Consider the following 21776-nt stretch of genomic DNA (forward strand, 5'->3'; position numbering starts at 1 on the left):
AGAAGCGGTGTCGCCGCGCGTCGTCCGGGCTGACTCGCCGCTCGTCCGCGCGGCCGCGCCGCGTCGCTAGTCGCCCGGACGACGGCGGTCGGCCGCCGACTCAATCCGTGCCGCCTCGAACGCGCGCAGTCCGTCCTCCAGCGACGTCCGCTGGAGCGGGGTCATCGCCGCGAGGACGGCGGCCAGATCCAGCGTCCGCCGCGCGCCGATCTCCGCGAGCGCCCGACCGCCCTGCGGCGTGAGCAGCAGGCTCAGGGCGCGCCGGTTGTGGGGGTGCGGAATCCGCTGGAGCAGGCCGGCGGCCTCCAGCCGGTCGCACAGGCGGCTCGCCGCCGGCAGGGCGACACCCACCCTCTCGGCCAGGTCGGTGAGGGTGGGTACGGGACGGCGCGCGACGGCCCTCAGCGCCTTCGACTGCTGTGCGGACAGCCGCGGGCCGACCGACCGGCCGGCCGAGGTCCACAGCTCCATCAGTCCCTCGACCGCGTCCACGAGCCGTCCGGCGACCTCCTCGGGACGGGGCCCTTCTCCTGCCTGGTCCATGTCCCCGTCATCCCTCACGGGGCATCACACGCTTCCCGGGACGCCGCTCCCCACGCGCTCCGTCCGGGCTGAACACCTCACCGCGAGGCCGATGCCCCGGACCGTGGGGACGAGGAAACCCTCCGCCCGGACGGGGAGTTCCGTCGCGGCCGGCGGTGACGGCTGGATCGCGGATGATGCTCGTTCCTCGAAATCGTGGGAGGCGGGAAGCGCGGGCGGCCGACGTGTCAGAACAGCACGACGGCGCGTACGGTCTTGCCGTCCGGGCGTGACAGCACGGTCAGTTCGGAGGACAGGCGGCGCACCAGCGGCCAGCCGAAGCCGCCCTGTCCGGTCAGGTCGAGGCGCCGGGGACGCGGGGGTTGGGGATCGTCGTCGGAGACCGAGATGTCCACGCCGTGGCCCATGTCCCTCAGGTCCAGGCGGCACAGCCTGCCGCGCGCGTGCCGCACCACGTTCGTCACCAGCTCGGAGACCACGAGCAGGACGGCCTCGGCGACTTCTCGCGGTACCGTGCGCGGCAGGCCGCCGAGGAACGTTCTGACCATTCCCCTGGCGTGCACAGCGGCCTGCGGATCCCTCTCCAGCCTCGCACCGAGACCGGGGCCGAAGTCGCAGGGCGGTTCGACGGTGGTCATGCCTTCGCCTCCCTTGCCGTACGTCCCGCCCCCACGCCGCGATGCGGCGCCCTCCGTGTAGGTCCGGTGTGCCGGGCGGGCTGTCTCCCCTCCTTCCCGGAGCGCCCCGGCGCATGTCCCGGGTTCACCCACCTTCACATCCCGGTCACAAGGACCCGCCCGAGGCCGCGCCGCGGGTCGGCCGGCGTCGTGGGACGGGGAGGACTGCCGTCGCGGATCGGGGGCACAAGGGCACGCGTCCCGGACGCCCGACGGGTGGTTCGGCGACATCGCTCCCGTGCCGGTCGTACGGGGCCGGGCGACCCCGGACCGGCACGGTCGAGCGGCCCGGGTGGTGGCCCTCGCCGGGCAGGGGCCGGCGGGGCCACCACCCGGGCATCGCTTCTCACCCGCCGGCGCGACGAGGCGGAACACGACAAGGAACAGAGGAGGCGGCGGATGTCCCGGACGACCACCACGGCTGAGATCGAGGCGGACAGGACGGTGGACCCGGCCGAGGCCATGCGCCGCAAGCAGCGGTTCCGCAGACGCCTGGAGCGGCTCATCGGCATCGCGGCCACCGAGGGGAACGAACTGGTTCCGCTGCGCAACGGCGACCGTATCTTCGCCGCGATGCTCGACGCGGTGCGGTCCGCCGAGCACACGATCGACATGATGACCTTCGTCTACTGGCGCGGGGAGATAGCCCGCGAGTTCGCGTCCGCCCTCTCGGAACGGGCCCGCGCGGGTCTTCGCGTACGGCTGCTGCTGGACGGTTTCGGCGCGAAGCGGATCGAGGAGGACCTGCTGCGGTCCATGACCGACGCCGGTGTCCAGGTCGCGTGGTTCCGCAAGCCGCTGTGGCTCTCGCCCCTGAAGCAGAACCACCGCTGTCACCGCAAGGCGCTCGTCGTCGACGAGCACACCGCGTTCACCGGTGGCGTGGGCATCGCCGAGGAGTGGTGCGGCGACGCCCGCGGCCCCTCCGAGTGGCGGGACACCCACGTCAAGGTGCGCGGGCCCGCCGTGGACGGCATCGCGGCGGCGTTCGCGCAGAACTGGGCGGAGTGCCACGACGAGCTCTTCGACGACCGGGACCGCTTCACCGGGCACGATCAGCCGGGCACGGCCACCGTGCAGGTGGTGCGGGGTTCCGCCAGTTTCGGCTGGCAGGACATGCAGACCCTGATCCGGGTGATGCTCGGCTCGGCCGAGGAGCGCTTCCGCCTCTCCACCGCCTACTTCGCCCCCGACGTCTACTTCGTGGACCTGCTGTGCGCGACGGCCCGCCGCGGTGTCCGGGTGGAGATCCTGCTGCCCGGTCCGCACACCGACCAGCGGGCCTGTCAGCTGGCCGGCCAGCACCATTACGCCGCGCTGCTGGCCGCGGGCGTGGAGATACGCCAGTACCAGCCGACCATGCTCCACACCAAGATCATGACGGTGGACGGGGTGGCCTCCCTCATCGGCTCCACCAACTTCAACCGCCGCTCGATGGAGCACGACGAGGAGGTCATGCTCGCCGTCCTCGACGAGACGTTCACCGCGGTCCTCGACCAGGACTTCGACGACGACCGGGAGAACGCCGTGAGCATCGATCCGGGCCGCTGGCGGCACAGGTCACCCGTCCAGCGCGCCAAGGAGCTGGCCGTCGCCCCCCTGCGCCGGTTCCTCTAGCGGACGGCGCCGGTACGGGTTCGGTACCACGGTCAGCGGGGCCGCTCGCCGGTCTCGCAGACCTTGCGGGCGATCTCCCGCAGTTTGATGTTGTGGTCCTGGGAGGCCTTCTTCAGCACCGCGAAGGCCTCCTCCTCGCCCAGACCGTGGCGCTCCATGAGAATGCCCATCGCCTCACCGATCTCGTGCCGGGTCTCCAGGGCGTGGCCGAGCTGCTGGTGCTTGCGGGCCGCGGACAGGGCGACGGCGGCGTGCGAGGCCAGCACCCAGCCGGCGGTCCGGGCGGACTCGTCGAACATGCTCGGACGATGCGAGTACACGTTCAGGGCGCCCAGTTCGTCCTCCTCGGTGAACAGCAGGAAGCCCATCATGCTGCCCATGCCCAGCTTCCTCAGCTCGGGCGCCAGGCGGGCCCACTTCGGGTGCGGCCGGCGCAGGTCCTCGATGGCGTACAGCTGCTCCCGCTCGGTCACCGCGTCGAAGCACGGGCCCTCCCGCAGGTCCTGCTGGATCCGGTCCGCCATGCGCACGACGTCACCGGTCGCGGCCAGCGCGCTGACCTCACCGCGCCGGACCGTGAGGATGCCGGCCTCGTCGCAGCCGTTGATCAGCACGGTCGCGTGCTCCACGATCCGGTCCAGAGTGGCCTGCACCGAGTCCTGCGCCAACAAATCCCGTGCCATGTCCGCCAGAGCGACGGCAAACTTCTCCCAGACCTCGCCGGACTCCTGCGCCATGGGACACCCGTTCATTCGTCGAGACGACAGCAGCTTTCACCTGGGGTTCCATTTTGCCACCCCCGTCCGTGCCACCGAGGCGATCGGGTCGGTCGGCTCCGTCGAGCCGCGGCAAATCCGGCCGAACGACGCGCCCACTCCATGCGGTCACCCCATATCCACGGGATCTTTGCACGCGCCGCCCGTTTCATACGGCGGATCAAGGGTGACCCGACAAGGGACCGATTCCGGAGAACCCACTCGATTCGATCAGGAGGTTCGTATGGAGAACTGGCGCGAAGGCGCGTCCTGCCGCACCGTTGACCCCGATCTGTTCTTCCCCATCGGCAGTACAGGCCCCGCGGTGCTCCAGATCCAGGAGGCGAAGGCCGTCTGCGAGGGCTGTCCGGTCCGTGAGCAGTGCCTGACCTGGGCCCTGGACACGGGCCAGAGCGTCGGTGTCTGGGGCGGTACGAGCGAGGCGGAACGGCGTGCGCTGGCACGGCGCCGCTCCCGCCGGCGCTCCCAGGACACACCCGCGTAGCGCGGGAGGCGGGCAGCACCGGGCCTCATCACGGGGCCGGGTCCGACGCAGGTGACCGGGTCGGGACGCGGCGAGGGACACTCCGCCGACGAGACCCGAACGAAGGGCACGATGGAGATCGATCCGAGCCGGAGCGGGAAGTCGTCGTACGAGGCGCTGGGGACGCTCACCAGCGCGTTCGGCGGCGAGCTGCGCAATGTGACGGACGCGCGGCTGGCCGCCGACGGCTATCTGCGCGCCCTCGCGCGGGCGACTCCTCCCTCGGCCCCCGAACACTGGGACGACATCCTGCTGGTGGTCACCGAACTCGCCGCTAACACGATCCAGTACGCGCCCGGCCCCTTCGAGCTCCAACTGCGCCCCACCATCGGCGGTGTGCACGTGACGCTCCACGACAGCAGCACCATCGCGCCCGCGCCGCGCCGCTTCCGCCCCTCCCAGGGCGGGGGCGGCATCGGCTGGCATCTCATCCACGCGCTGTCCGATCAGGTCAGTGTGATCGTGCGGCCCGACGGCAAGGACGTCCACGCGTTCCTGCCGTGGTGACGGCAGGCACGGCACCCGCGGCTGCCGTACGGCCACGCGGGCGTCGTACGGACGAAGGTGTCGTTCGCTGCGGCAGGGGCACACGGGTCCGGTGAGGGAAACCGTTCCCTCACCGTCGCACGATCGAGGTGGAGCCTTGAGCCCAGAGCGCGAACCGTCCGAGCGCGAGCACGCGGTGTGGGACCGGGTGCGGCGTACCGCCACCGGGATGAACCATCACCGCGCGAAGGCCGCCCTGGGCGAGGCCCGGAAGGCGGCCGAGGAGGCTTCGGCCGAGGGCACGGCGGCACCCGACGCGCGGACGGAGGTGGACGAGTGGGAACGGATCACCGACGCCCTGGCCGACCACGCCGGGTCGTACGACCCCGCCGCCGACCCCTTCGTGCAGGGGCAGCTCGCCGCCCGGTCCCACCGCGCCCGCACATCGGTGCGACACGACTGAGCGCCAACCCCTCCGCATTGTCAGTCCTTTACGGAACAATGCTGGTCAGCAACAGCGTCACCGTGCCGGTGGCGTGCGATCCCGTCCGTCCGTCGAAAGGCCGCCCGCACATGACGCCGACCCCGCACCTCCGTGCCGTGCCGCGAGCGCCGATCGGAGGCCGGTGACCATGCTGCGGCCCCTGCCGCGCACGCGCGCCCCGCTCGGTCCCGAGGATGCCGAGGTGCTGCGTCTGATCACCCAGCGACGGTTCCCCGTCCGCCTCACCGTCCACGCGAACGGCCGCCGCCGGTACGGCTATTGGCTTCCGTTCGATCCCTCGACCGGGCGCGGCGGCTGCTATGTGGCACTGCCCACGGGCGAGTGCGACGCGCTGCACGCGGCGGGCCTGATCGTGCTCGGCGACCCGCTCGTCGATCCGGCGAAGACCACGTACACGGTCCGGGCCGCGGTCCGTGCCACCGTCACGGGGCGCGGCGACGCATCCGGCCGGAACGGCACGGCGCGCGGCGAGGCGGCCGTCCGGACGCCGGCGAACGCAGTGGGCGAGGCGAGGGACGCGAGCCCGTTCCGCCATGCCCTTTCCGCCTGATCCCACCGCACCAGCGCGTCGGCAAGGGGCCGCCGCGGTGCGGGCGGGGTGGGACACGCCGTCCCGGCTCAGCCGTTCGGGCCGGGCGCGAGCGGCACCTCGGCCGTGATGCGCTTGCCCCCGGCCCGCAGTCGCGCGACGACGACGTCGCTGGCCAGGGTGCAGACGATCATCCAGCCGCGGCCGCCGACCCGCATACGGCCGATCTCGTCGAACTGGTCGACCGCCACGGGCAGTCGGTCACTGCGGTCGCTCACGGACAGCCGTACCGCCCGCTCGGTGCGTGTCACGTCGAACGCGGTGACACCACCGCCGTGGAGCATCGCGTTGGTCACCAGCTCGGACGCCACGAGCAGGGCGTCACCGGCGGTGTCCTCGACGTCATGGGTGGGCTCGCCGGGCCGGCCCGCGAGGGCGCGCCTGACGGCCTGCCGCACGTCCGCGGGATTCCCGGGACCCACCGGGGCCCCGTGTCGCGCGCCGGCCACCGTGTCGGTGGCGGACCTGTGACCCTGCCGGCACATTCCTCACTCCTCCGTTCCCGGCCGTCGTTCCACCGGCCTCGCCGCGCGATCCCCTGCCGGACCGTCCGGCGGGCGCGCGGTGATGTTCCTTGTCCTCATGGGCCTCGACTCTTCTCCGGCCGCCTTGCCGGCCGGCCGGCGCCCTCGGATGGTGCGGGGCGGCCTCGGCGGTCGTGTCGTCCGGGCCGTCGCCGTGCCGAGCGGGCGTCCTTGCCCAGCCCTTCGCCGGTACGCCGGCGGCGCGGTTCCTCCCGGTCCCGGCCGCAGCGGATCTCGCATCCGTTTCCCGGCCCGGGCGGGTCCTTTCTACGGCTGACCGTGAATCGCCCGCCCAAACCTGGACGTTCGCGCATCCACCGGACTCCGGCACAGCCGTCCCGGCCGGCGACGGCACACGAACAGCTCGCGAACCCTTCCGGCCGACGTGTCCCACCCGTACCACCGGCACTTACCGTCAAGTAATATCCGCGGCAGTCCCCGGAGGAGGAACCGTGCCACGGTCCGAACGATCTCCCTTGCTGCTCGCGGGCCTTCTGGCCACCGCGGGCGTCGCCCACTTCGCCGCACCGCGGCAGTTCGACGCCATCGTCCCGCGCGCGCTCCCGGGCTCGCCCCGGACCTGGACGTACGCGAGCGGTGTCGCCGAACTCGCCCTGGCGGCGGGGGTGGCACTCCCCCGCACGCGCCGGGTCGCGGCGCTCACCACCGCCGCGTTCTTCGTCGGGGTCTTCCCGGCCAACGTCCAGATGGCGGTGGACTGGCGCCGCCGTCCCGCGCCGCTCAGGGCCGCGGCTCTCGCGCGGCTCCCGCTCCAGGTGCCGCTCGTACTGTGGGCGCGCGGAGTCGCCCGGTCCGGAAAGGGACAGTCATGACATCTCAGGTGAACGTGGGCGACCAGGTCGAGGACTTCACGCTGCCGGACGAGACCGGGGTGGAACGGAGCCTGTCCGGACTGCTGGCCGAGGGGCCGGTGGTCCTCTTCTTCTATCCCGCCGCCCTCACCGCCGGCTGCACCGCCGAGGCCTGCCACTTCCGCGATCTGGCCACGGAGTTCACGGCCGCGGGCGCGCGTCCCGTCGGGATCAGCGGTGACGCGGTCGACCGGCAGCAGGAGTTCGCCGACCGGCACTCGCTCGGCTTCCCGCTGCTGTCCGACGCCGACGGGACCGTCCGGGAGCGGTTCGGGGTGAAGCGGGGCTTCAGCCTGGCCCCGACGAAGCGGGTCACCTTCGTCATAGGGAAGGACCGCACCGTGCTCGAAGTGGTCCGCAGCGAGCTGCGCATGAGTGCCCACGCCGACCGCGCTCTGGCCGCGCTGCGCGAGCACAAGGGCTGAGGCGTCAGGGGGTGTTCGGTGACGCCCCCGACCGGAGTGAACGGGGCCCGCCCCTATGCGGATGGAGGGCGGGCCCCGTTCACTGTGCCCCATTCTCGGCACACGCCCCTCCCGCCGACAGGGAGTGCGGCCCGGTGGCGTGGGGACACCGGTCACACCCCGTGCGCGCCGCGCGCCTCCCGTGTGCGCCCCCTCTCGTACACGCCCCTCACGATCCCGCGCCCGCTCCCCGACGGCACGCCACCGGTTCACCCCTCCCCCGTTCGACCGGCCTCCGGCGCCCGCGAGGCGGCCTGTCGGGTGCCCGGCCGAACGGTCATGCTGGAGCCGACGCGAAGGAACCACGAGCCACGGAGGCCCCATGACGGACCGGGCGACATCCCTCGAAGTGAGGCCGGCGGCGGGGCACATCGGCGCCGAGATCACGGGAGTCGACCTGGCGGAGCCGTTGACGGACGAGGTCGTGGGCGCGCTCAGGGCGGCGCTGCTGCGCTGGAAGGTGCTGTTCTTCCGCGGCCAGCGGCTCGACCACGCCTCCCACCTCGCCTTCGCCCGCCGGTTCGGGACGCCCGTACGCCTCCGGTCGCGGGGCAGCGCGTCGCCCGAGGACTTCCCCGAGGTGGAGACGACGGCCGACCGGCTCGAACTGGGCGGGCGCTACGGCATGGACCACGAGGAGTGGCTGCGCAGGCGACGGCACTCGCTGCTGCGCGGGTGGCACTGCGACCACGGCGCCCGGGTCGATCCGCCGGCCGCGACGATCCTGCGCGCCGAGACCGTGCCCCCGTACGGCGGGGACACGACCTGGTCGAACCTGGCCGCCGCGTACGCCGGTCTCTCGGCGCCCGTACGGGCCTTCGCCGACGGCCTGCGCGCCGAGCACCGGCTCGGGGTCGGCTACCAGAGCCGGCCGGGCGACGACGCGTACCTCCGTCGTCTGCTGGACCGTCAGATCGCCACCGACCACCCGCTGGTGCGGGTGCACCCGGAGACGGGCGAGCGGATCCTGTTCGTCAACGGCTACTACGTCGAGCAGATCCTCCAGGTGTCCCGCCCGGAGAGCCGGGCGCTGCTGGACATGCTGCTCGAACAGGCGACCCGGCCCGAGTACACGGTCCGCTTCCGGTGGGAACCGGGCAGTGTGGCCTTCTGGGACAACCGGGCCACCATCCATCTCGCGCCGAGCGACACCGCCCACCTCGACCACCCCCGGATCATGCACCGGGTGATGCTGGCCGGTGATGTCCCGAGAGGGGTGGACGGCGAACCGTCGGCGCCGATCGTGGGCAGCGAGCCCGGCCGCTGGTGAACCGGGCCGCCCGCGGGCAGCCCGGAGGCCCCGGCCCGGCTTCCGCCGAGCCGGGCCGTACGCCGGGAGCGGGCCGCCGCCGTCAGAAGACGCCCTGTCCGGGGACGAGGATCCCGCGCGGGTCGTAGGTGTGCCGGGCGGCGGCGAGCCGTCGGTAGGCGGGGCCGAAGTGCTCGCGCCAGTCCGCCGCGTCGAAGGGGACCGAGCCGACCGGGTAGTGGGTACCGCCCGCCGCGTGGACGGTGTCGTAGGCGGCCCGGTTGGCCGCGAGGAGACGGTCGACGGTCGCGGTGTCGTCCGGCGGGGTCGTCCGCAGGACGGCCAGCAGATAGGACACCCGGTCGTCGGGCATGCGCAGCAGCGGGGCGTGCAGCTTCTTGCGCAGCACCGGGTACAGCAGGACGACACCGGGCCCGAGATCCGCCGGCGTGAGGTCAGCGAGCAGTGACTCGGCCAGCGTCGCCGCCGAGCGGCCCGGCAGCAGCAGGTTCAGCCAGGGGTGGGCGAAGGCCCACAGGCCCGCTTCCTGGAGGGCGGCGACCGAGGCCGCGAGCCGGTCGAGGAAGTCGTAGTAGCCGAGGTCGCTCACCTGGACCCCGGCGGGATCGTGTCGCAGCCCGCGCAGCAGCGCCGTGTCGTCGGGGGCGGGTCCGACGGGGGGACCGTAGGCGACGGCTTCGATGACATAGCCGCGGAAGGCCCCGTCGGCGTCGGCGCTCACCTGGCCCTCGACATAGCCGAACCGGCCCTCCTCGACGAGCAGGCGCTGGTCGTCGAGGAAGGTGCGCAGGTCGTCGTACGGGAGGAGGTAGTGCCGTACGGTCGCGGGCGCGGGGACGAGGCGCAGCGTGGCGCCGACGATGATCGCGCACTGGCCGAGTCCGGCGAGCACGGCGTGGAACAGCTCGGGGTGGCGGTCCGGGGAGCAGCGGACGAGGTCGCCCGCCCCGGTGACGACCTGGAGTTCCGTCACGTTGTCGACCTGGGCGCCCTGCTGGTGGGTCTGGCCGCCGATGCCGCCGACCGACAGGGTTCCGCCGACGGAGAGTTCGAGGTAGTCGGTGAAGGTGGGCGGGGTGAGTCCGTGGGCCAGGGTGGCCCTGGCGACCTGGCTCCAGCGGACTCCCGCGCCGACGGTGACCGTAGTGGCGCCCGGCCCGACCGGGCCGATCGACGCGAGCGGCGCGGTCTCGATGATCAGGCCGCCGTCGACCTGTGCCTGCCCCTGCGTGGCGTGGCCCTGGCCGCGCGGTGCGACGGACAGTCCGTGCTCGTTGCAGAAGCGGACCATGGCGACGATGTCGCGGACCGAGCCGGGCCGCAGCACGGCGGCCGGACGCCGGTGGACGATGTGGCCGAAGTCGTCGGCGTCCGCCGCGAGGGAGGCGTCGTCGGTGTGCACGCTGCCGTCGAGCCGCGGGAGGCGGGCGAGGCCGTTCGCACGGGTGGTGGTGGCCGCCCAGCTGCGGGTGAAGGGATCGAATCCGACGACCGCGGCGCCGGCCGCGGCCAGGCCCTGAAGTGCGGTACGTCGCGAGGGTGTCCGGGGCATGCGCTCCTCCAGGGGCGGCCGTTTCGAGATCAACTGGGGCCGAGTGTATGGGACTTGGGAGTCCCTGGGGCCGGATGATCCGAACGCGTGCCCTGGTGCGAGCCTGTCGCCACCGAAGCTGCCCGCCGACGCCCGGACACCGCGCCGAAGGTGGCCGCTGGTGTCCTGGCACCGCGCCGAAGGTGGCCGCCGGTGTCCTGGTGCCGATCCCGACGTGCCCACTGGAGCGTCGTGCAGCCGCCGAACCTGCCCGCCCGCGCCGGAGTGCCGCACCGAACGCGCGCGCCTGCCGCCGGCGAAGCTGCCCGCCGACGCCCGGGTGCCGCGCCGAACATGCCCTCCGGTGCCCTGGTGCCGCACCGGACAAGCCCGCCGGCGCACGGGTGCCGCACCGAACACGCCCTCCGGTGCCCTGGCGCCGCACCGAACAAGCCCGTCGCCCGGGCACCGCGCCGAAGCTGCCCGCCGGTGTCCGGGGGCCGCGCCGAACGGCGGCGTCCGCCGCCCCGGTTGGGACGGCGGACGCGGTGAACCGTGGTGCGGGGTCCGTCAGTTCGAGGAACCCTTGGGCTCGTCACCGTCCACGTCGACCGGCGTGCGGCTGTAACCGGGGAGCGCGAGCGGGCCGTTCGCCTTCGCGGCACCGTTCTCCGAGTTCTGCCCGCCCAGGTTCTGGCGGACCGAGTCGAGGATGGTCAGGCCCTGCGCGACCAGCCCGGCAGCGATCTCGCCGAGACCGTCGGCGCCGTTGAGGACGTTGACGTTCGCGCCCGCGAGACCGCCGGCCGCCTCCTTGACGATCAGCGGCAGCTGGTCGATCAGCATACGGTCGAGCGCGACCCGGTCGTGCGAGGCGGCCGCCTCGGCCTGGATCTTCATGCGCTCGGCGTCGGCGATGGCGAGGACCTTGATCCGCTCGGCCTCGGCCTCGGCCGGCTTGACGACCTCGGCGACCAGCTGCTGCTGACGCAACTGGGCGGCCCGCTGGGCGAGTTCGGTCTGCGCCGCGAGGACCTCCTGCTGCGCGTGGGCCTGGGCGAGCGGACCCGCCTGGGCGGCCTGCGCCTGGGCGCGGTCCACCTCGGCCGAGTACTCCGCCTGCACGATGGCCGTCTGCCGGGCGTACTCGGCCTGGTTGCGCGCCGCCACCTGCTGCGCCTCGACGGAGGCCTGCGTGGCCTGCGCCTGGGCGATCTGGGCCTGTCGCTGGATGGCCGCCTTGTGCGGGGCGGACATCGCGTCGATGTAGCCGGTGTCGCCGTCGTCGATCGACTGGATCTGGAGCGAGTCGACTATCAGGCCGATCTTCGCCATCTCCAGCTTCGAGGTGTCGAGCACCTCGGCGGCGAGCTTCTGCCGCTCGGTGACGATCTCCTCGACCGTCATCGAACCGATGATGGACCGCAGATGGCCCGCGAAGATCCGGCCCGTCAGGACCGACATCTGGTCCTGGTCGGACAGGAAGCGCTGGCCCGCGTTGATGATGCTCTCGGTGTCGTTGCCGACCTTGAACGCGATCACGGCACGGACGTGCAGTGAGATGCCCTGCTTCGTGACGCAGGTCTCGGTGACCTCCGCCTCGCACATGGACAGCGTCAGGAACCGGGTCTTACGGAAGACGGGCAGCACGAACTTGCCGTGCCCCGTCACCACTCGGAACGGCGCGCCCCCCAGTCCCCGCCTGCCACCCGAGATCAACATCGCCTCATCGGGAGCGGGTACGCGATAACCGAACATGCTTCTCCTTCTCAACCGGCGCCGACGGCGTCGCCGTCGAGCGCGTCCAGCGGATCGGCCCACTCGATGACGTCGACCTCACGGCATCCCCTGGACTCGATCACCAGCACGGTCGCCCCCTTGGGCAGGGGTTCCCGGGACCAGGCGTGGAAGGTCTCGGATCCGCCTCTCACACGCACCAGGATCTCGCCGGGACCGGCGGTTCCCCGGGTGCCGATGAGCAGTTCCCCCGTGCAGCCGATCACGGCTTCGTCCTGCACCACAGCCGGCCACCCCCCATCACTCTGAATCTGCCTCTGACCTTAGACCCAGCCGTTCCCGGGGCAGGTACGCCCCCCGTCCTTCGACGGCCCCTCGACCGGGGGGCGCGCCGGGTGTCTCAGGAGAAGTGTGGGCTCAACACGGGTGAAGCGATAGGTCTTGCCGCCGGTCGGGACGACAACGTTGCCGTCCGGAGACATGCGTGAGCCCGGCGGCTCACGCGGGAGGCTGAGTGTGCCGCCGGGCTCGGAGCGGGCCGCGGGGGTCCGGGCGGTGACCGCCCGGACCCGCGAACCGTCGGCCGTCAGTTGTTGGTGCAGGTGTTTCCGGCGGCCGGGTTCAGCAGAGCCACCACGTTGACCGTGGTTCCACACAGGTTCACGGGGATGTTGACGGGGATCTGGATGACGTTGCCGGACAGGACTCCGGGACTGTTCGCAGCTGCACCGACCACCGGTACGGGGTCGGCGGCGGCGGTCCCGGCGGTGGCCAGCAGGGCGACGCTGGCAAGTCCGGCGGCGGCCATCAGACGAATACGCATTCCAAGCTCCGTTCATTCGCAGTGGTGCGAGCTCCTCCACCATCACCTTTGCGAACAATTACCGACATTCCAGCGCAGCCGAACGGGGGTTCGCCCCGTGCGGCAGCCAGGAGGCGGGCCGGGGCCGGAACGCGTCGCGCGGGGCGTACGGAATGCCCGTAGCGTGAATACAGACCCGGTGGAACAGGGAGAAACCATGACAACAAGCCAGCCCGACGCGTCCGTGCCCTCCGATGACAGGGCGACCCCCGACACGCTGCTGCACACCGGGACGGAGGGCCCGGTGACGGCCGAGGACCTGGTCCTCGCCGCGGGTCGCGACGTCACACCGCAGAACCTCGCCTGGGCCGAGCGCAAGCTCGCGGAGGAGGGTTCCGCGGCGGTGGACAAGCTACTGCCCTAGGGCGCGGCAGGACGGCCCCGGGCCGGCTCCGATGCGGTGGAGCCGACCCGGGATCTGCGCGCGAGGGGGCGGGTCAGGCGGCGGGGCACTCCTTCCATGCCAGGTGGTAGACGGTGCTGATGTCGCCGTCCGTCGAGTCCATGGTCATGAAGCTGGAGCTGCCGGGCGTCGAGGTGCCCGCGTTGACGCGGAGCTCGGTGTTGATGTTGAAGTTGCGCTGAACGCCACAGGGCGCCCAGACCAGTTGGGCCCAGTCCGTGGTGTCCGTGGACTGCCAGTCGTCGCCGTACGGGCCGCGGAAGGGGTGGGTGATGGAGGCGGTGTTCGAGGATCCCTGGAAGTAGTACGAGGCCTTCTCGGTGCTGCTGGCGCCCGCCTGGAGCGAGGCGAAGCCGCGGTAGTCCGCGCTGGCGATGGCGTAGGTGAAGCCCTGCGGAACATGCACGATCAGGTTGAGCTGGCAGTTCTTGCGGAACGCGGTGGGGTCGGCGTTGCCTCCGACCTGGGCGAGGTAGTCGCTGTAGGTCACCGTGAAGGCGGTGTTGTCCGGGGAGACGGCGACGGCCGCCGTGCCGGCGGGACAGCCGGACCCGTTGACCGTGGCGACACTGATGACGATCTTGTCCGGGGGCGGGTCCTGGATACCGGAGGACGGGCTCGACAGGGGAAGCGCTGTGGCGAACAGGGCGGCGATAGCGCCACCCATGAACAGGCCACCGGCCATGGTGCTCCAATCCGTTGCGTCGGTGTTCCGGCGGCGGCACACGGGCACGCCGCCATGAATGGGGGGTGCGGCTCCCCGAACGGACGGGGAACCGTCGCTGACCAGTGCGGTGGATCAAGCGCGGCTCGTTTACACATGCGCATGACAAATTCGCAGGCGCGAGCCACTCCCGGTTGTGAAGGAGCAGTGAAGGCCGGGAGCGACGAAATCGTACGTAAGGCCGGTCGTGGCGGACAGGGCCTTCTCCGGCCATTCGATACGCGCCGTTCACACCCGCCGCCACGGTCACGGGGCCCGTTCACCGCCGTTCACGCCACCTGCGCACGTTCGTCCACGGGCCGGGCGGCCCGATGTCCACGGGCGGTCGCCCCTCCGTCCCCGGGCGGGCCGGGAGACGACGGGAGCGTGTGAATCACCCGCCCCCTCAGCGCGTCCCGGACACCCCTGCGACACTGAGACACATGGATCCACGACACCTGAGACTCGGCCGCCGCCGAATATGGATGAGCGGTGCTGTCTGTTTCCTGGTCCTCGGGCCGATCGCCTGGTTCTTCGGTGGCTGGATTCCCTTCGCGCTGCTGGCCGTTGCCCTCGTTCTCGCCACCGCCGTCTCGCACTGGCGGGCCCCCAACTGGCTGGCGCCCGCCATCGCCAAGGGCCAGTCGGAGAGCCGCCGGGACGTGGCCACCTTCTGCGTGGTCATAGCGGTGAGCGGATACGCCCAGCCGCCGTCGCGGCCCGCCCCCTCCCCCTCGGCCCTCGCGGCCGTGCGTCTGGAGGCGTACCGGGCCGCCGCGGACGACGACCTCTCCGAGGACCTGCGGCTCCTCGCCGCCGACGCGCTGGCCGCGGCGGACCAGGCGAACGCCGAGGACACCCCGGCGGCCTGGCGGGCGGCACGGGCCGGCGCCGAGCGGCTCGCGCACTCCGCACAGGAGGGCAACCCGTACGTACGGCAGTTGCTCATCCAGTGGGTGGAGGGCAACCCGGCGAGCGACCGCTAGGTCGTGTCCCAGAGGGTCGGCGGACCGCCCGTGCCGCCCTCAGGGCCGCTCGAAGAACTGGATCACGCCCCCGGCCGAGAAGCACAGGGCTCCGACGAGGGTGCCCCAGTTGGCGATGTCGACGTTCACGAGGCTGCCGGTGGCGGGCCTGGTGAAGGCGGCGAGCGCCGAGACGAGGAACAGGACGGATCCGAGCTGGTTCACCGCGACGATCCACCAGCCGAGATCGCCGGCCAGGACGCGCGGACGCCCGTGGCAGACCTCCACGATCGCGAGGTGCCCCGAGACCAGGAACAGGACGCAGCCCACCAGGTCGGGGGCCCAGATCAGCCGGTCCACCTGCCGGACCGAGAGTCCACTGATCAGCGAGTCCACCAGGTTGACGCCGAACACGAGCGTTCCGGCGAACAGCAGGAAGGTGCCGAGCCAGTCGATCCGGCCCGGCTCGTAGCTCCACCACCTCCAGCGCCGCCCGGCCAGCGCGTCCGACTCGCTGTCGCGGCGGGGCGCGTTCACCGCCTGGAGGAGGGACGCGTAGCCCCCGGTGTTGAAGAACAGACCGCCCGCGAAGTAGATCCAGGCGCCCGTCGCGCCGTGCGAGCCGAACTGCGCGACCCCGGCCCCGAGCGCGAACAGCAGCCCGCCGACGGTGAACGCGGTCGCGGCGATGGCGTTCAGACGGCGCAGCCGGGCGATGGACACGGTGTCCGCCCGCCGGGAACGGGCCTCCGTCTCCCCCGGGGCCCGCACGGTGAGCAGGCCGCGCTTACGGGCCCGGCGCGATTCCCAGACCGCGATACGCCCGTCCATGAGGCGCCAGGTCAGCCGGGTCGTGAAGGGACCCGCGCCTTCGGAGCGCGCTTCGGTTCGACTCACCCGGCGACCTTAGCCCGCCGCCCCGAAATCGGACGTTCACCCTCCCCGTCACTTTTCGGGTGGTTCGCCGCATGCGAGCGTACAGACGCTCCCCGGCCGGCGAGCCGGTCGGTTCAGGACTCCGCCTCGCGCCTCAGGAAGTTGCTCACCTGACCGGCGAGGCTGTCCCGGGCCCCGTCGGCGCGCGCGCCCGCGTCGAGGGGGGTGTCGTTCTCGATGCCGCCCGCCCAGAGGTAGCGCTCGGTCCACTCGTCGTCGACCTTCAGCTGGACCTGGATGTCCATGCGGTTCAGGACGGCGTCGGGACCGGCCGCGAACAGGACCGCGGTGGCCCGGCGCAGCGGATAGACGTCGTAGCCCTCGATGAACTGCGAGTTCCGCCAGTCCAGGAAGGCGCTCTCGCCGTCGGCGCCGACGCGGATATCGATCTGGCCGTCCTCCAGGTGGACGCCGAAATGCTCGGTTCCCCGGTTCTCGACGGTCACCCGCAATCTGAAGTAGGTGAGTTCGTCGGCGGCGTCGTCGGGCCCCTTCGGGGGTTCCGCCTTTTCGACACCATGAACGCGAACACGCAGGCCGGCCTGCTCGTCGTACTCCTGCCAGTCCCCGACCACGTTCGGCTCGCGCACAGTCCACCTCTCCACTTCAGAGAGTTGTTCCTATCTGTGCCCTCAACGAAGTGTCAAATGCGACGCACATACCGTGGCCAGCGAATTCTCCTTTCTTGATCGGTGATCAAGCCGTGCGCAGCCAGAATCTTTCCGCGCCACCCGAACGGGGTATTTCGCGCGTGCTGCACATCACGTTCCCCCGGCGCCCCACCCGCCTCCGCGCGGAGGCCGGGGCCGTTCGTCGAGCGGACCCGGTCCGGCGTCCCCGGCCGGGCCCGACGGGACGGCCTTCACGGCACCCCGTGAAGCACCATCGAGAACCACACCTTCTTTCCCGTGGTGCCCGGGTCGGCCGGCGCGACGCCCCAGTCGTCGCTCAGCGCGGCGACGATCGTCAGTCCCCGTCCGGACTGCTCGCATCCGTCCACCGTGCGCCGCTCGGGCAGGGCGGACGAGCGGTCGGCGACGGAGATCCGCAGTTCGCGCGGGTCGCACTCGATGCCGACGGTGATGGTGTCACCGCGGTCGGGGCTGCCGTGCCGGAGCGCGTTGGTGAGGAGTTCCCCGGCCGCGAGCACGGCGTCCTCGACGCGCCGGGCCGGCAGCCGCAGCCGGGTGAGGTACTCGGCGACCATGGCCCGCACTCCTGGCACCCGGGAGGGGTGGGCCGGGACGGTGGTCCGCAGTCCGTGCACCCCCGACACCCGGCTCGCGGCCGCGTCCGCCGACCCACAGGTCCCGGCGGGCAGGGGCCGCTCGTGTACGGGTTCGGCCGCCGCCTGAGCCCTGGAGGGCCTTGCTCGCGCGTGTACGGGTTCGGTCGCCGCCGGCGCATCGGAGGGCAGCGCCCGCGCGTGTGCGGGCCCGGCCGGTGCCGGGGACTCGGCCCGTTCGGGGACGTGGGCGCGCAGCGTCTGGCCGTCCGCCGGGTGCACCCCCTGTTCCGGCACCCTGCTCCCGCGCCCCGGAGCCAGGTCGCCGTGGGCCGCCCCGGGCGACGGCTCGCGGCGCGGTGCCCTGGATGCCGGCATCGGTCCTCCTTCGGGTGCGGCCCGGGGGCGCTGTCTCGGCGGCTGCCCGTGCAGCCAACACGCCGGACTGCCTCGGCGACCAGGGGGTATTCGGGTTGTCCGGTTGTCAGCGCGTAGTGGTGCGGGATGTATGTTCGATCTTGTGAGGAACGGGAACGGGGGCGGGGCGACGGTGTCCCTTGACGGCGACACCGTGCGGGCCGGGCTGCGGGACAAACGGGTGCTGGTGACCGGTGGTACGCGCGGACTGGGCGAGCAGATCGTGCGGCTGCTGTCCGCCGAGGGCGTGCGGGTGGCCACCTGCGCGCGCACCGCGCGGGATCTGGAGACGCTGGCCGCCTCGCTGGGCCCCGGTCTTCTGACCCGGCGGCTCGACGTCACCGCGCCGGGGGACCTGGAGCGGTTCGTGGCGGACGCGGCGGACCGCTTCGGGGGTCTGGACGGGGTGGTGGCCTGCACGGGCGGTTCTCGCGGCGGCGGCTTCGAGGAGGCGGACGCGGAGGACTGGGCCGCCACCTGGGCGGTGAACGTCGGTCACGCGACCCGGCTGGTGCGGGCGGCCGTCCCGCACCTGCGGGCCGCGGGCGGGGGCTCCGTCGTGGTGATCTCCTCGATCTCCGGCTGGAAGCCGGGGCCGCCCGCGCAGTACGCGGTCGCGAAGTCCGCGCAGATCCAGCTGGCCGCCTCGCTGGCCCGCGAGCTGGGGCCTGACGGCATCCGGGTGAACGCGGTCTCCCCCGGTTCCATGGTCATCCCCGGCCGGCGCTGGGACCGTATGCGCCGGGAGCAGCCGGAGGCGTTCGCCCGTTTCGTGGCGGCGGAGCTGTCGGGCGGGGCGCCGGTCGCACCGCAGGAGGTCGCCCGGGTCGTGGCGTTCCTGCTGTCGGACTGGTCGAGCGGGATATCCGGCGCGCACCTCCCCGTCGACCGCGCCCAGAACGCCCCCTCCCCCGACGGCTACTGACCCGGCCGCACAACGCCCCCGGGGTCATGGCAGCGCGCCCGCCCCTCCGTTTCTCAGGCCACCGCCCCGAGGACACCGCGCGAGCGGCGCTCGAACTCCTGCACGACGGGTTCGGTGCGACGGGGTTCGAGGCGCCTGCGGAAGTCGCGCAGGGCCTGCACCGACCGTTCGCTGTGGACGGCGCCGAGGGTCTCCAGTGCCAGGGTCGCGGTGCCGACCGCCTCGTCCAGGCGGTCCTGCTGAAGGTGTGCGGTGGCGAGGACGGAGCGGCTGATGGCCTGGCGCCTGCGCCGGTCCGCGCCCGAGCCGAGCGACTCGCTCGCCGTGCGCTCGGCCTGGCGGGCGAGCCCCAGGTCGCGGAAGCACAGGGCGGACTCGGCCTGGAGGTAGTGCTGGTCCAGATAGCGCACCCACGGCGACTCCTGGTCGGCCCCCTTGCTCGCCGCCAGCTGCCGTTCCGCCAGCCGCAGCGCCTCGGCGGTGTCGTCGGAGCTGCCCCGCGCCGCGTGTCCGCGCGCCGACATGGCGTACAGCCGCATCAGGCCGAGGGGGCTTCCGGCCCCCTGAGCGGTGACGATCCCGGCACGGGCGAGCGCCACCCCCTCGTCCGGGCGGCCGAGACTCGTGGCGAGATGGGAGAGCCCGGCGAGGATCTGGCCGCCGAGCACGCGGTCGCGGCCCTCGGCGCACAGGCGCAGCCCCTGGGTCATGTAGCGCTGGGCGAGGCCGTACTCCCCGGCGTCGTACGAACTCCAGCCGGCCATCGCGGCCAGGCGCGCGGCGGCGGCGTACAGCCGGCTGCGCTGTCCTGAGGGCAGGCCGCGCTGCTGGAGCATGGGGACGACCTCGGTGGACAGGTAGTGCACGATGCTGGTGCGGACCCCGCCACCGCCGAAGTGGTTGTCCATCTGGTCGAACACGGCGATCATCGCGTGCACCTGCTCGACGGGGCCGCCGTCCGCGGGCAGGGCCGAGGAGGGCGCCTCCTGCTGTTCAAGCAGCCAGAGCAGCCAGTCGCGTTGGGGGTGCGTCAGGGCCGAGGCGACGAAGGGGACCGTGCCGAGCAGGCCGCGCCGGGAGATGTCGGTGCAGCCCAGTTCCGCGAGCGTGTGCAGGGTCTCCGCCACGTCCTCGCCGTAGACGAGCGCTCTGCTCGCGACCGGGCGCTGAGGATCGGAGTGGAAGCCGAGGTCCGCGGGTGACATGGCGCGGCCGAGCCGTTCGGAGAGTACGGCGGCGATCAACTCCGGTGTGGCTCCGCGGGGTTGCTGGCCCTGGAGCCAGCGGGTGACGGACGCCTTGTCGTAATGGGAGTCGGCGCCTTGACGGCGCCCCAGTTCGTTGACCCGCAGGGCGAGGGAGGCGTAGGAGCAGCCGGACTCCTTGAGCGCGGCCCCCAGCACCCGGTTGCCCCCGGCCGCCCTGCCGGCGTTGCCTGTCTGTCCCTCGGTCACGGCGGCCACCCCGTATCGCCTCACATCCGCGTGCGGTGTGCTTCGACACATGCCTGACGAGACATCAGTTGCGTTACGGCAAAGCACAGTTGAGCGTGATCGTCGCCGAATGTGCGGCAGGTCACCCGGTCACTATGGTGGCCCGTCGGCCGCCTGTGCAACCGGCGTTCCGACAATCCGGGAACGATCCGCATCACTCAACCACGCCCCCACAACCGAACAACCCGGGTCCGGCCGCCCCGCGCACGCCGGAGAGTTCCGATGCCGAGGGGAGCCGGTCAGTCGGTCGTCGCCGGCTCGATGTTCTGGTTGAGACGGAACAGGTTGCCCGGGTCGAAGTCGGCCTTCACCTGGGCCAGTCGTGTGTAGTTGCCGCTGTAGCTCGCCCGGACGGCCTCCTGGTCCTCGGCCATCACCATGTTCACGTACGCGCCGCCCGCGGAGTACGGCTGGAGGGCGTCGGAGTAGTCGACGCTCCAGCGCTTGACGACCTCGGCGTTGGCCGGGTCGGGATCCACGCCGGCGTACACGGTGGCCCAGCCGGAACTGCGGTAGCCCCAGGCGGTGTCCGTCGGGCCGACGTCGTGGACGGCGCCGTCGATGGGGTACATGTGCATGGTCGACTTCCAGGTCGGCATCGCCGCACCGAACCGGGCGTGCAGGTCGACGGCCTCGGCGGGGATCCGGTCGACGAAGGCCGCCCGCCAGTACCACTGGTCGCCGGGCGGGTAGACGCCGTCGAAGGCGGACTGGATGGCCGGGTGGGGCATCGGCGCGGGGCCGTGCAGCAGGGGCGCGGGCAGGGCGTCGAGCAGCGGGGCCATCTCGCGGCCCGCCGCGTCCGCGTCGTCTCCGACCCGGCACCACAGCACTCCGCACACCTTCTTCAGATGGATCTCCTCCGGGAACGGCGGTCCCGGCGGCACCGAACCGAAGAGGAAGAAGCCGCCCAGCTCACGCGGCGCCGTGGGAATGAAGTCGCGGTAGGCGGCGAGGACTTCGGCGCCGAGTTCGACGGGCCAGAACGTGGGGCCCGCGACCACCATGTTCACCTCGTGCAGCCGGAAGACGAACGAGGTGACGACGCCGAAGTTGCCGCCGCCGCCGCGGATCGCCCAGTAGAGGTCGGTGTTCTCGTCGGCGTTCGCGCGGACGTGTTCGCCGTTCGCCAGGACCAGTTCGGCCTCCAGCAGATTGTCGACGGCCAGTCCGAACTTGCGGGTGAGGTGGCCGAGGCCGCCGCCGAGGGTGATGCCGCCGACCCCGGTGGTGGAGATGATGCCGCTCGGTGTGGCCAGACCGTGCTCGTTGGTGGCGCGGTCGACCTCGCCGAGGAGACAGCCGCCGCCCACGCGTACCGTGCGTGCCGAGGGATCGACCTCGATGTCCTTGAGCGGAGAGAGGTCGAGGACCACTCCGTCGTCACAGGTGCTCAGCCCGGCTCCGTGATGGCCGCCGCCGCGCACCGCGAGCGGGAGGGCATGGTCGCGGGCGAAGCCGACGATCAGGGCGACGTCCTCCGGGGAGGTGCAGCGCGCCACCAGGGCGGGCCGCCGGTCGATCATCGCGTTGTAGACGGCGCGGGCCTCGTCGTACCCGGCATCCTCCGGGCCGATCAACGCCCCTTTGAATCCCGACAGTTCCTGGCGTGCCGCTTGTATCGGTGTGATGGACATGTGCATCCCCGCATCTGGAGACGGCTCCAGGTCCCGGCGTCCAGGCCGTGGACCGGCTCCCGCCGATTGGTCCGATATGCCTGCTTCAGCCCGATC

The 21776-nt window shown here is 72.3% G+C and carries 25 protein-coding genes; 11 read left to right on the forward strand and 14 right to left on the reverse strand.

Annotated elements, in window-relative coordinates:
* Nucleotides 1–66: 66 nt before the first annotated feature.
* Nucleotides 67–543, reverse strand: coding sequence for a MarR family transcriptional regulator (locus WJM95_RS00865; protein WP_339127490.1), 477 nt, complete (start codon nucleotides 541–543; stop codon nucleotides 67–69).
* 227 nt (nucleotides 544–770) lie between these two features.
* Nucleotides 771–1181 carry an ATP-binding protein gene (locus WJM95_RS00870; RefSeq protein ID WP_339127491.1) on the reverse strand — a complete coding sequence of 137 codons (411 nt, stop codon included), beginning with the start codon at nucleotides 1179–1181 and terminating at the stop codon, nucleotides 771–773.
* A 501-nt stretch (nucleotides 1182–1682) separates the two neighbouring features.
* Here WJM95_RS00870 and WJM95_RS00875 point away from each other — a divergent pair.
* Nucleotides 1683–2837, forward strand: coding sequence for a phospholipase D-like domain-containing protein (locus tag WJM95_RS00875; protein ID WP_339135282.1), 1155 nt, complete (start codon nucleotides 1683–1685; stop codon nucleotides 2835–2837).
* A 32-nt stretch (nucleotides 2838–2869) separates the two neighbouring features.
* Here WJM95_RS00875 and WJM95_RS00880 read toward each other — a convergent pair whose 3' ends face one another.
* A complete protein-coding gene (locus tag WJM95_RS00880) occupies nucleotides 2870–3574 on the reverse strand; it encodes a GAF and ANTAR domain-containing protein (protein ID WP_339127492.1) in 705 nt (234 codons plus the stop codon).
* Between the two features lie 262 nt (nucleotides 3575–3836).
* Here WJM95_RS00880 and WJM95_RS00885 point away from each other — a divergent pair, with 262 nt between their 5' ends.
* The 4 genes from WJM95_RS00885 to WJM95_RS00900 all read left to right on the forward strand — a co-directional run bounded on the left by WJM95_RS00885 (nucleotide 3837) and on the right by WJM95_RS00900 (nucleotide 5677).
* Complete coding sequence (locus WJM95_RS00885) at nucleotides 3837–4097, forward strand: WhiB family transcriptional regulator (protein WP_339127493.1); 261 nt, start codon at nucleotides 3837–3839, stop codon at nucleotides 4095–4097.
* A 111-nt stretch (nucleotides 4098–4208) separates the two neighbouring features.
* A complete protein-coding gene (locus WJM95_RS00890) occupies nucleotides 4209–4643 on the forward strand; it encodes an ATP-binding protein (RefSeq protein ID WP_339127495.1) in 435 nt (144 codons plus the stop codon).
* 136 nt (nucleotides 4644–4779) lie between these two features.
* Nucleotides 4780–5085, forward strand: a complete 306-nt coding sequence (locus WJM95_RS00895; RefSeq protein ID WP_339127496.1) for a hypothetical protein — start codon at nucleotides 4780–4782, stop codon at nucleotides 5083–5085.
* Nucleotides 5086–5254: 169 nt separating this feature from the next.
* Nucleotides 5255–5677, forward strand: a complete 423-nt coding sequence (locus tag WJM95_RS00900; RefSeq protein ID WP_339127497.1) for a hypothetical protein — start codon at nucleotides 5255–5257, stop codon at nucleotides 5675–5677.
* A 68-nt stretch (nucleotides 5678–5745) separates the two neighbouring features.
* Here WJM95_RS00900 and WJM95_RS00905 read toward each other — a convergent pair whose 3' ends face one another.
* Nucleotides 5746–6114, reverse strand: a complete 369-nt coding sequence (locus WJM95_RS00905; RefSeq protein ID WP_339127499.1) for an ATP-binding protein — start codon at nucleotides 6112–6114, stop codon at nucleotides 5746–5748.
* 578 nt (nucleotides 6115–6692) lie between these two features.
* On the opposite strand from WJM95_RS00905, the gene WJM95_RS00910 reads away from it, so the two are divergent.
* From WJM95_RS00910 to WJM95_RS00920, 3 genes are all read left to right on the forward strand, one after another.
* A complete protein-coding gene (locus WJM95_RS00910; protein WP_339127500.1) occupies nucleotides 6693–7073 on the forward strand; it encodes a DoxX family protein in 381 nt (126 codons plus the stop codon).
* Entirely contained in the window at nucleotides 7070–7537 is a 468-nt protein-coding gene (locus tag WJM95_RS00915) for a peroxiredoxin (RefSeq protein WP_339127501.1), read from the forward strand. Before WJM95_RS00910 ends, WJM95_RS00915 begins: the two co-directional genes overlap by 4 nt.
* Before the next feature lie 361 nt (nucleotides 7538–7898).
* Nucleotides 7899–8846 carry a TauD/TfdA family dioxygenase gene (locus tag WJM95_RS00920; RefSeq protein WP_339127502.1) on the forward strand — a complete coding sequence of 316 codons (948 nt, stop codon included), beginning with the start codon at nucleotides 7899–7901 and terminating at the stop codon, nucleotides 8844–8846.
* A gap of 82 nt (nucleotides 8847–8928) precedes the next feature.
* On the opposite strand, the gene WJM95_RS00925 is transcribed toward WJM95_RS00920, so the two are convergent.
* From WJM95_RS00925 to WJM95_RS00940, 4 genes are all read right to left on the reverse strand, one after another.
* Nucleotides 8929–10398, reverse strand: coding sequence for an FAD-binding protein (locus WJM95_RS00925; protein WP_339127504.1), 1470 nt, complete (start codon nucleotides 10396–10398; stop codon nucleotides 8929–8931).
* A 549-nt stretch (nucleotides 10399–10947) separates the two neighbouring features.
* Nucleotides 10948–12135 (reverse strand): SPFH domain-containing protein, encoded by a 1188-nt coding sequence (locus WJM95_RS00930; protein WP_339127505.1) that lies wholly within the window; start codon nucleotides 12133–12135, stop codon nucleotides 10948–10950.
* Nucleotides 12136–12146: 11 nt separating this feature from the next.
* Nucleotides 12147–12398, reverse strand: a complete 252-nt coding sequence (locus WJM95_RS00935; RefSeq protein WP_339127506.1) for a hypothetical protein — start codon at nucleotides 12396–12398, stop codon at nucleotides 12147–12149.
* A gap of 302 nt (nucleotides 12399–12700) precedes the next feature.
* A complete protein-coding gene (locus WJM95_RS00940) occupies nucleotides 12701–12937 on the reverse strand; it encodes a chaplin (protein WP_339127507.1) in 237 nt (78 codons plus the stop codon).
* A gap of 196 nt (nucleotides 12938–13133) precedes the next feature.
* Between WJM95_RS00940 and WJM95_RS00945 the strand changes: the two genes are divergently transcribed.
* Nucleotides 13134–13340 (forward strand): hypothetical protein, encoded by a 207-nt coding sequence (locus tag WJM95_RS00945; RefSeq protein WP_339127509.1) that lies wholly within the window; start codon nucleotides 13134–13136, stop codon nucleotides 13338–13340.
* 73 nt (nucleotides 13341–13413) lie between these two features.
* Here WJM95_RS00945 and WJM95_RS00950 read toward each other — a convergent pair whose 3' ends face one another.
* Nucleotides 13414–14064 carry a DUF4360 domain-containing protein gene (locus tag WJM95_RS00950; protein WP_339127510.1) on the reverse strand — a complete coding sequence of 217 codons (651 nt, stop codon included), beginning with the start codon at nucleotides 14062–14064 and terminating at the stop codon, nucleotides 13414–13416.
* A 503-nt stretch (nucleotides 14065–14567) separates the two neighbouring features.
* On the opposite strand from WJM95_RS00950, the gene WJM95_RS00955 reads away from it, so the two are divergent.
* Nucleotides 14568–15068: a hypothetical protein gene (locus WJM95_RS00955; protein ID WP_339127511.1), complete on the forward strand. Its 501-nt coding sequence runs from the start codon at nucleotides 14568–14570 to the stop codon at nucleotides 15066–15068.
* Between the two features lie 39 nt (nucleotides 15069–15107).
* Here WJM95_RS00955 and WJM95_RS00960 read toward each other — a convergent pair whose 3' ends face one another.
* The 3 genes from WJM95_RS00960 to WJM95_RS00970 all read right to left on the reverse strand — a co-directional run bounded on the left by WJM95_RS00960 (nucleotide 15108) and on the right by WJM95_RS00970 (nucleotide 17586).
* Entirely contained in the window at nucleotides 15108–15944 is an 837-nt protein-coding gene (locus tag WJM95_RS00960; RefSeq protein WP_339127512.1) for a hypothetical protein, read from the reverse strand.
* Between the two features lie 113 nt (nucleotides 15945–16057).
* Complete coding sequence (locus tag WJM95_RS00965) at nucleotides 16058–16573, reverse strand: hypothetical protein (protein WP_339127513.1); 516 nt, start codon at nucleotides 16571–16573, stop codon at nucleotides 16058–16060.
* A 272-nt stretch (nucleotides 16574–16845) separates the two neighbouring features.
* A complete protein-coding gene (locus WJM95_RS00970; protein ID WP_339127514.1) occupies nucleotides 16846–17586 on the reverse strand; it encodes an ATP-binding protein in 741 nt (246 codons plus the stop codon).
* A gap of 142 nt (nucleotides 17587–17728) precedes the next feature.
* Between WJM95_RS00970 and WJM95_RS00975 the strand changes: the two genes are divergently transcribed.
* Nucleotides 17729–18550 (forward strand): SDR family oxidoreductase, encoded by an 822-nt coding sequence (locus WJM95_RS00975; protein WP_339127515.1) that lies wholly within the window; start codon nucleotides 17729–17731, stop codon nucleotides 18548–18550.
* A gap of 53 nt (nucleotides 18551–18603) precedes the next feature.
* On the opposite strand, the gene WJM95_RS00980 is transcribed toward WJM95_RS00975, so the two are convergent.
* The gene (locus tag WJM95_RS00980) at nucleotides 18604–20013 is read right to left on the reverse strand and encodes a hypothetical protein (protein WP_339127516.1); all 1410 of its coding nucleotides are present in this window, start codon (nucleotides 20011–20013) and stop codon (nucleotides 18604–18606) included.
* Nucleotides 20014–20282: 269 nt separating this feature from the next.
* Nucleotides 20283–21680: an FAD-binding oxidoreductase gene (locus WJM95_RS00985; RefSeq protein WP_339127517.1), complete on the reverse strand. Its 1398-nt coding sequence runs from the start codon at nucleotides 21678–21680 to the stop codon at nucleotides 20283–20285.
* Nucleotides 21681–21776 lie beyond the last annotated feature (96 nt).

Origin of the sequence: Streptomyces sp. f51 (assembly GCF_037940415.1) — a bacterium.
In the GTDB taxonomy this organism is placed as follows: Bacteria; Actinomycetota; Actinomycetes; order Streptomycetales; family Streptomycetaceae; genus Streptomyces.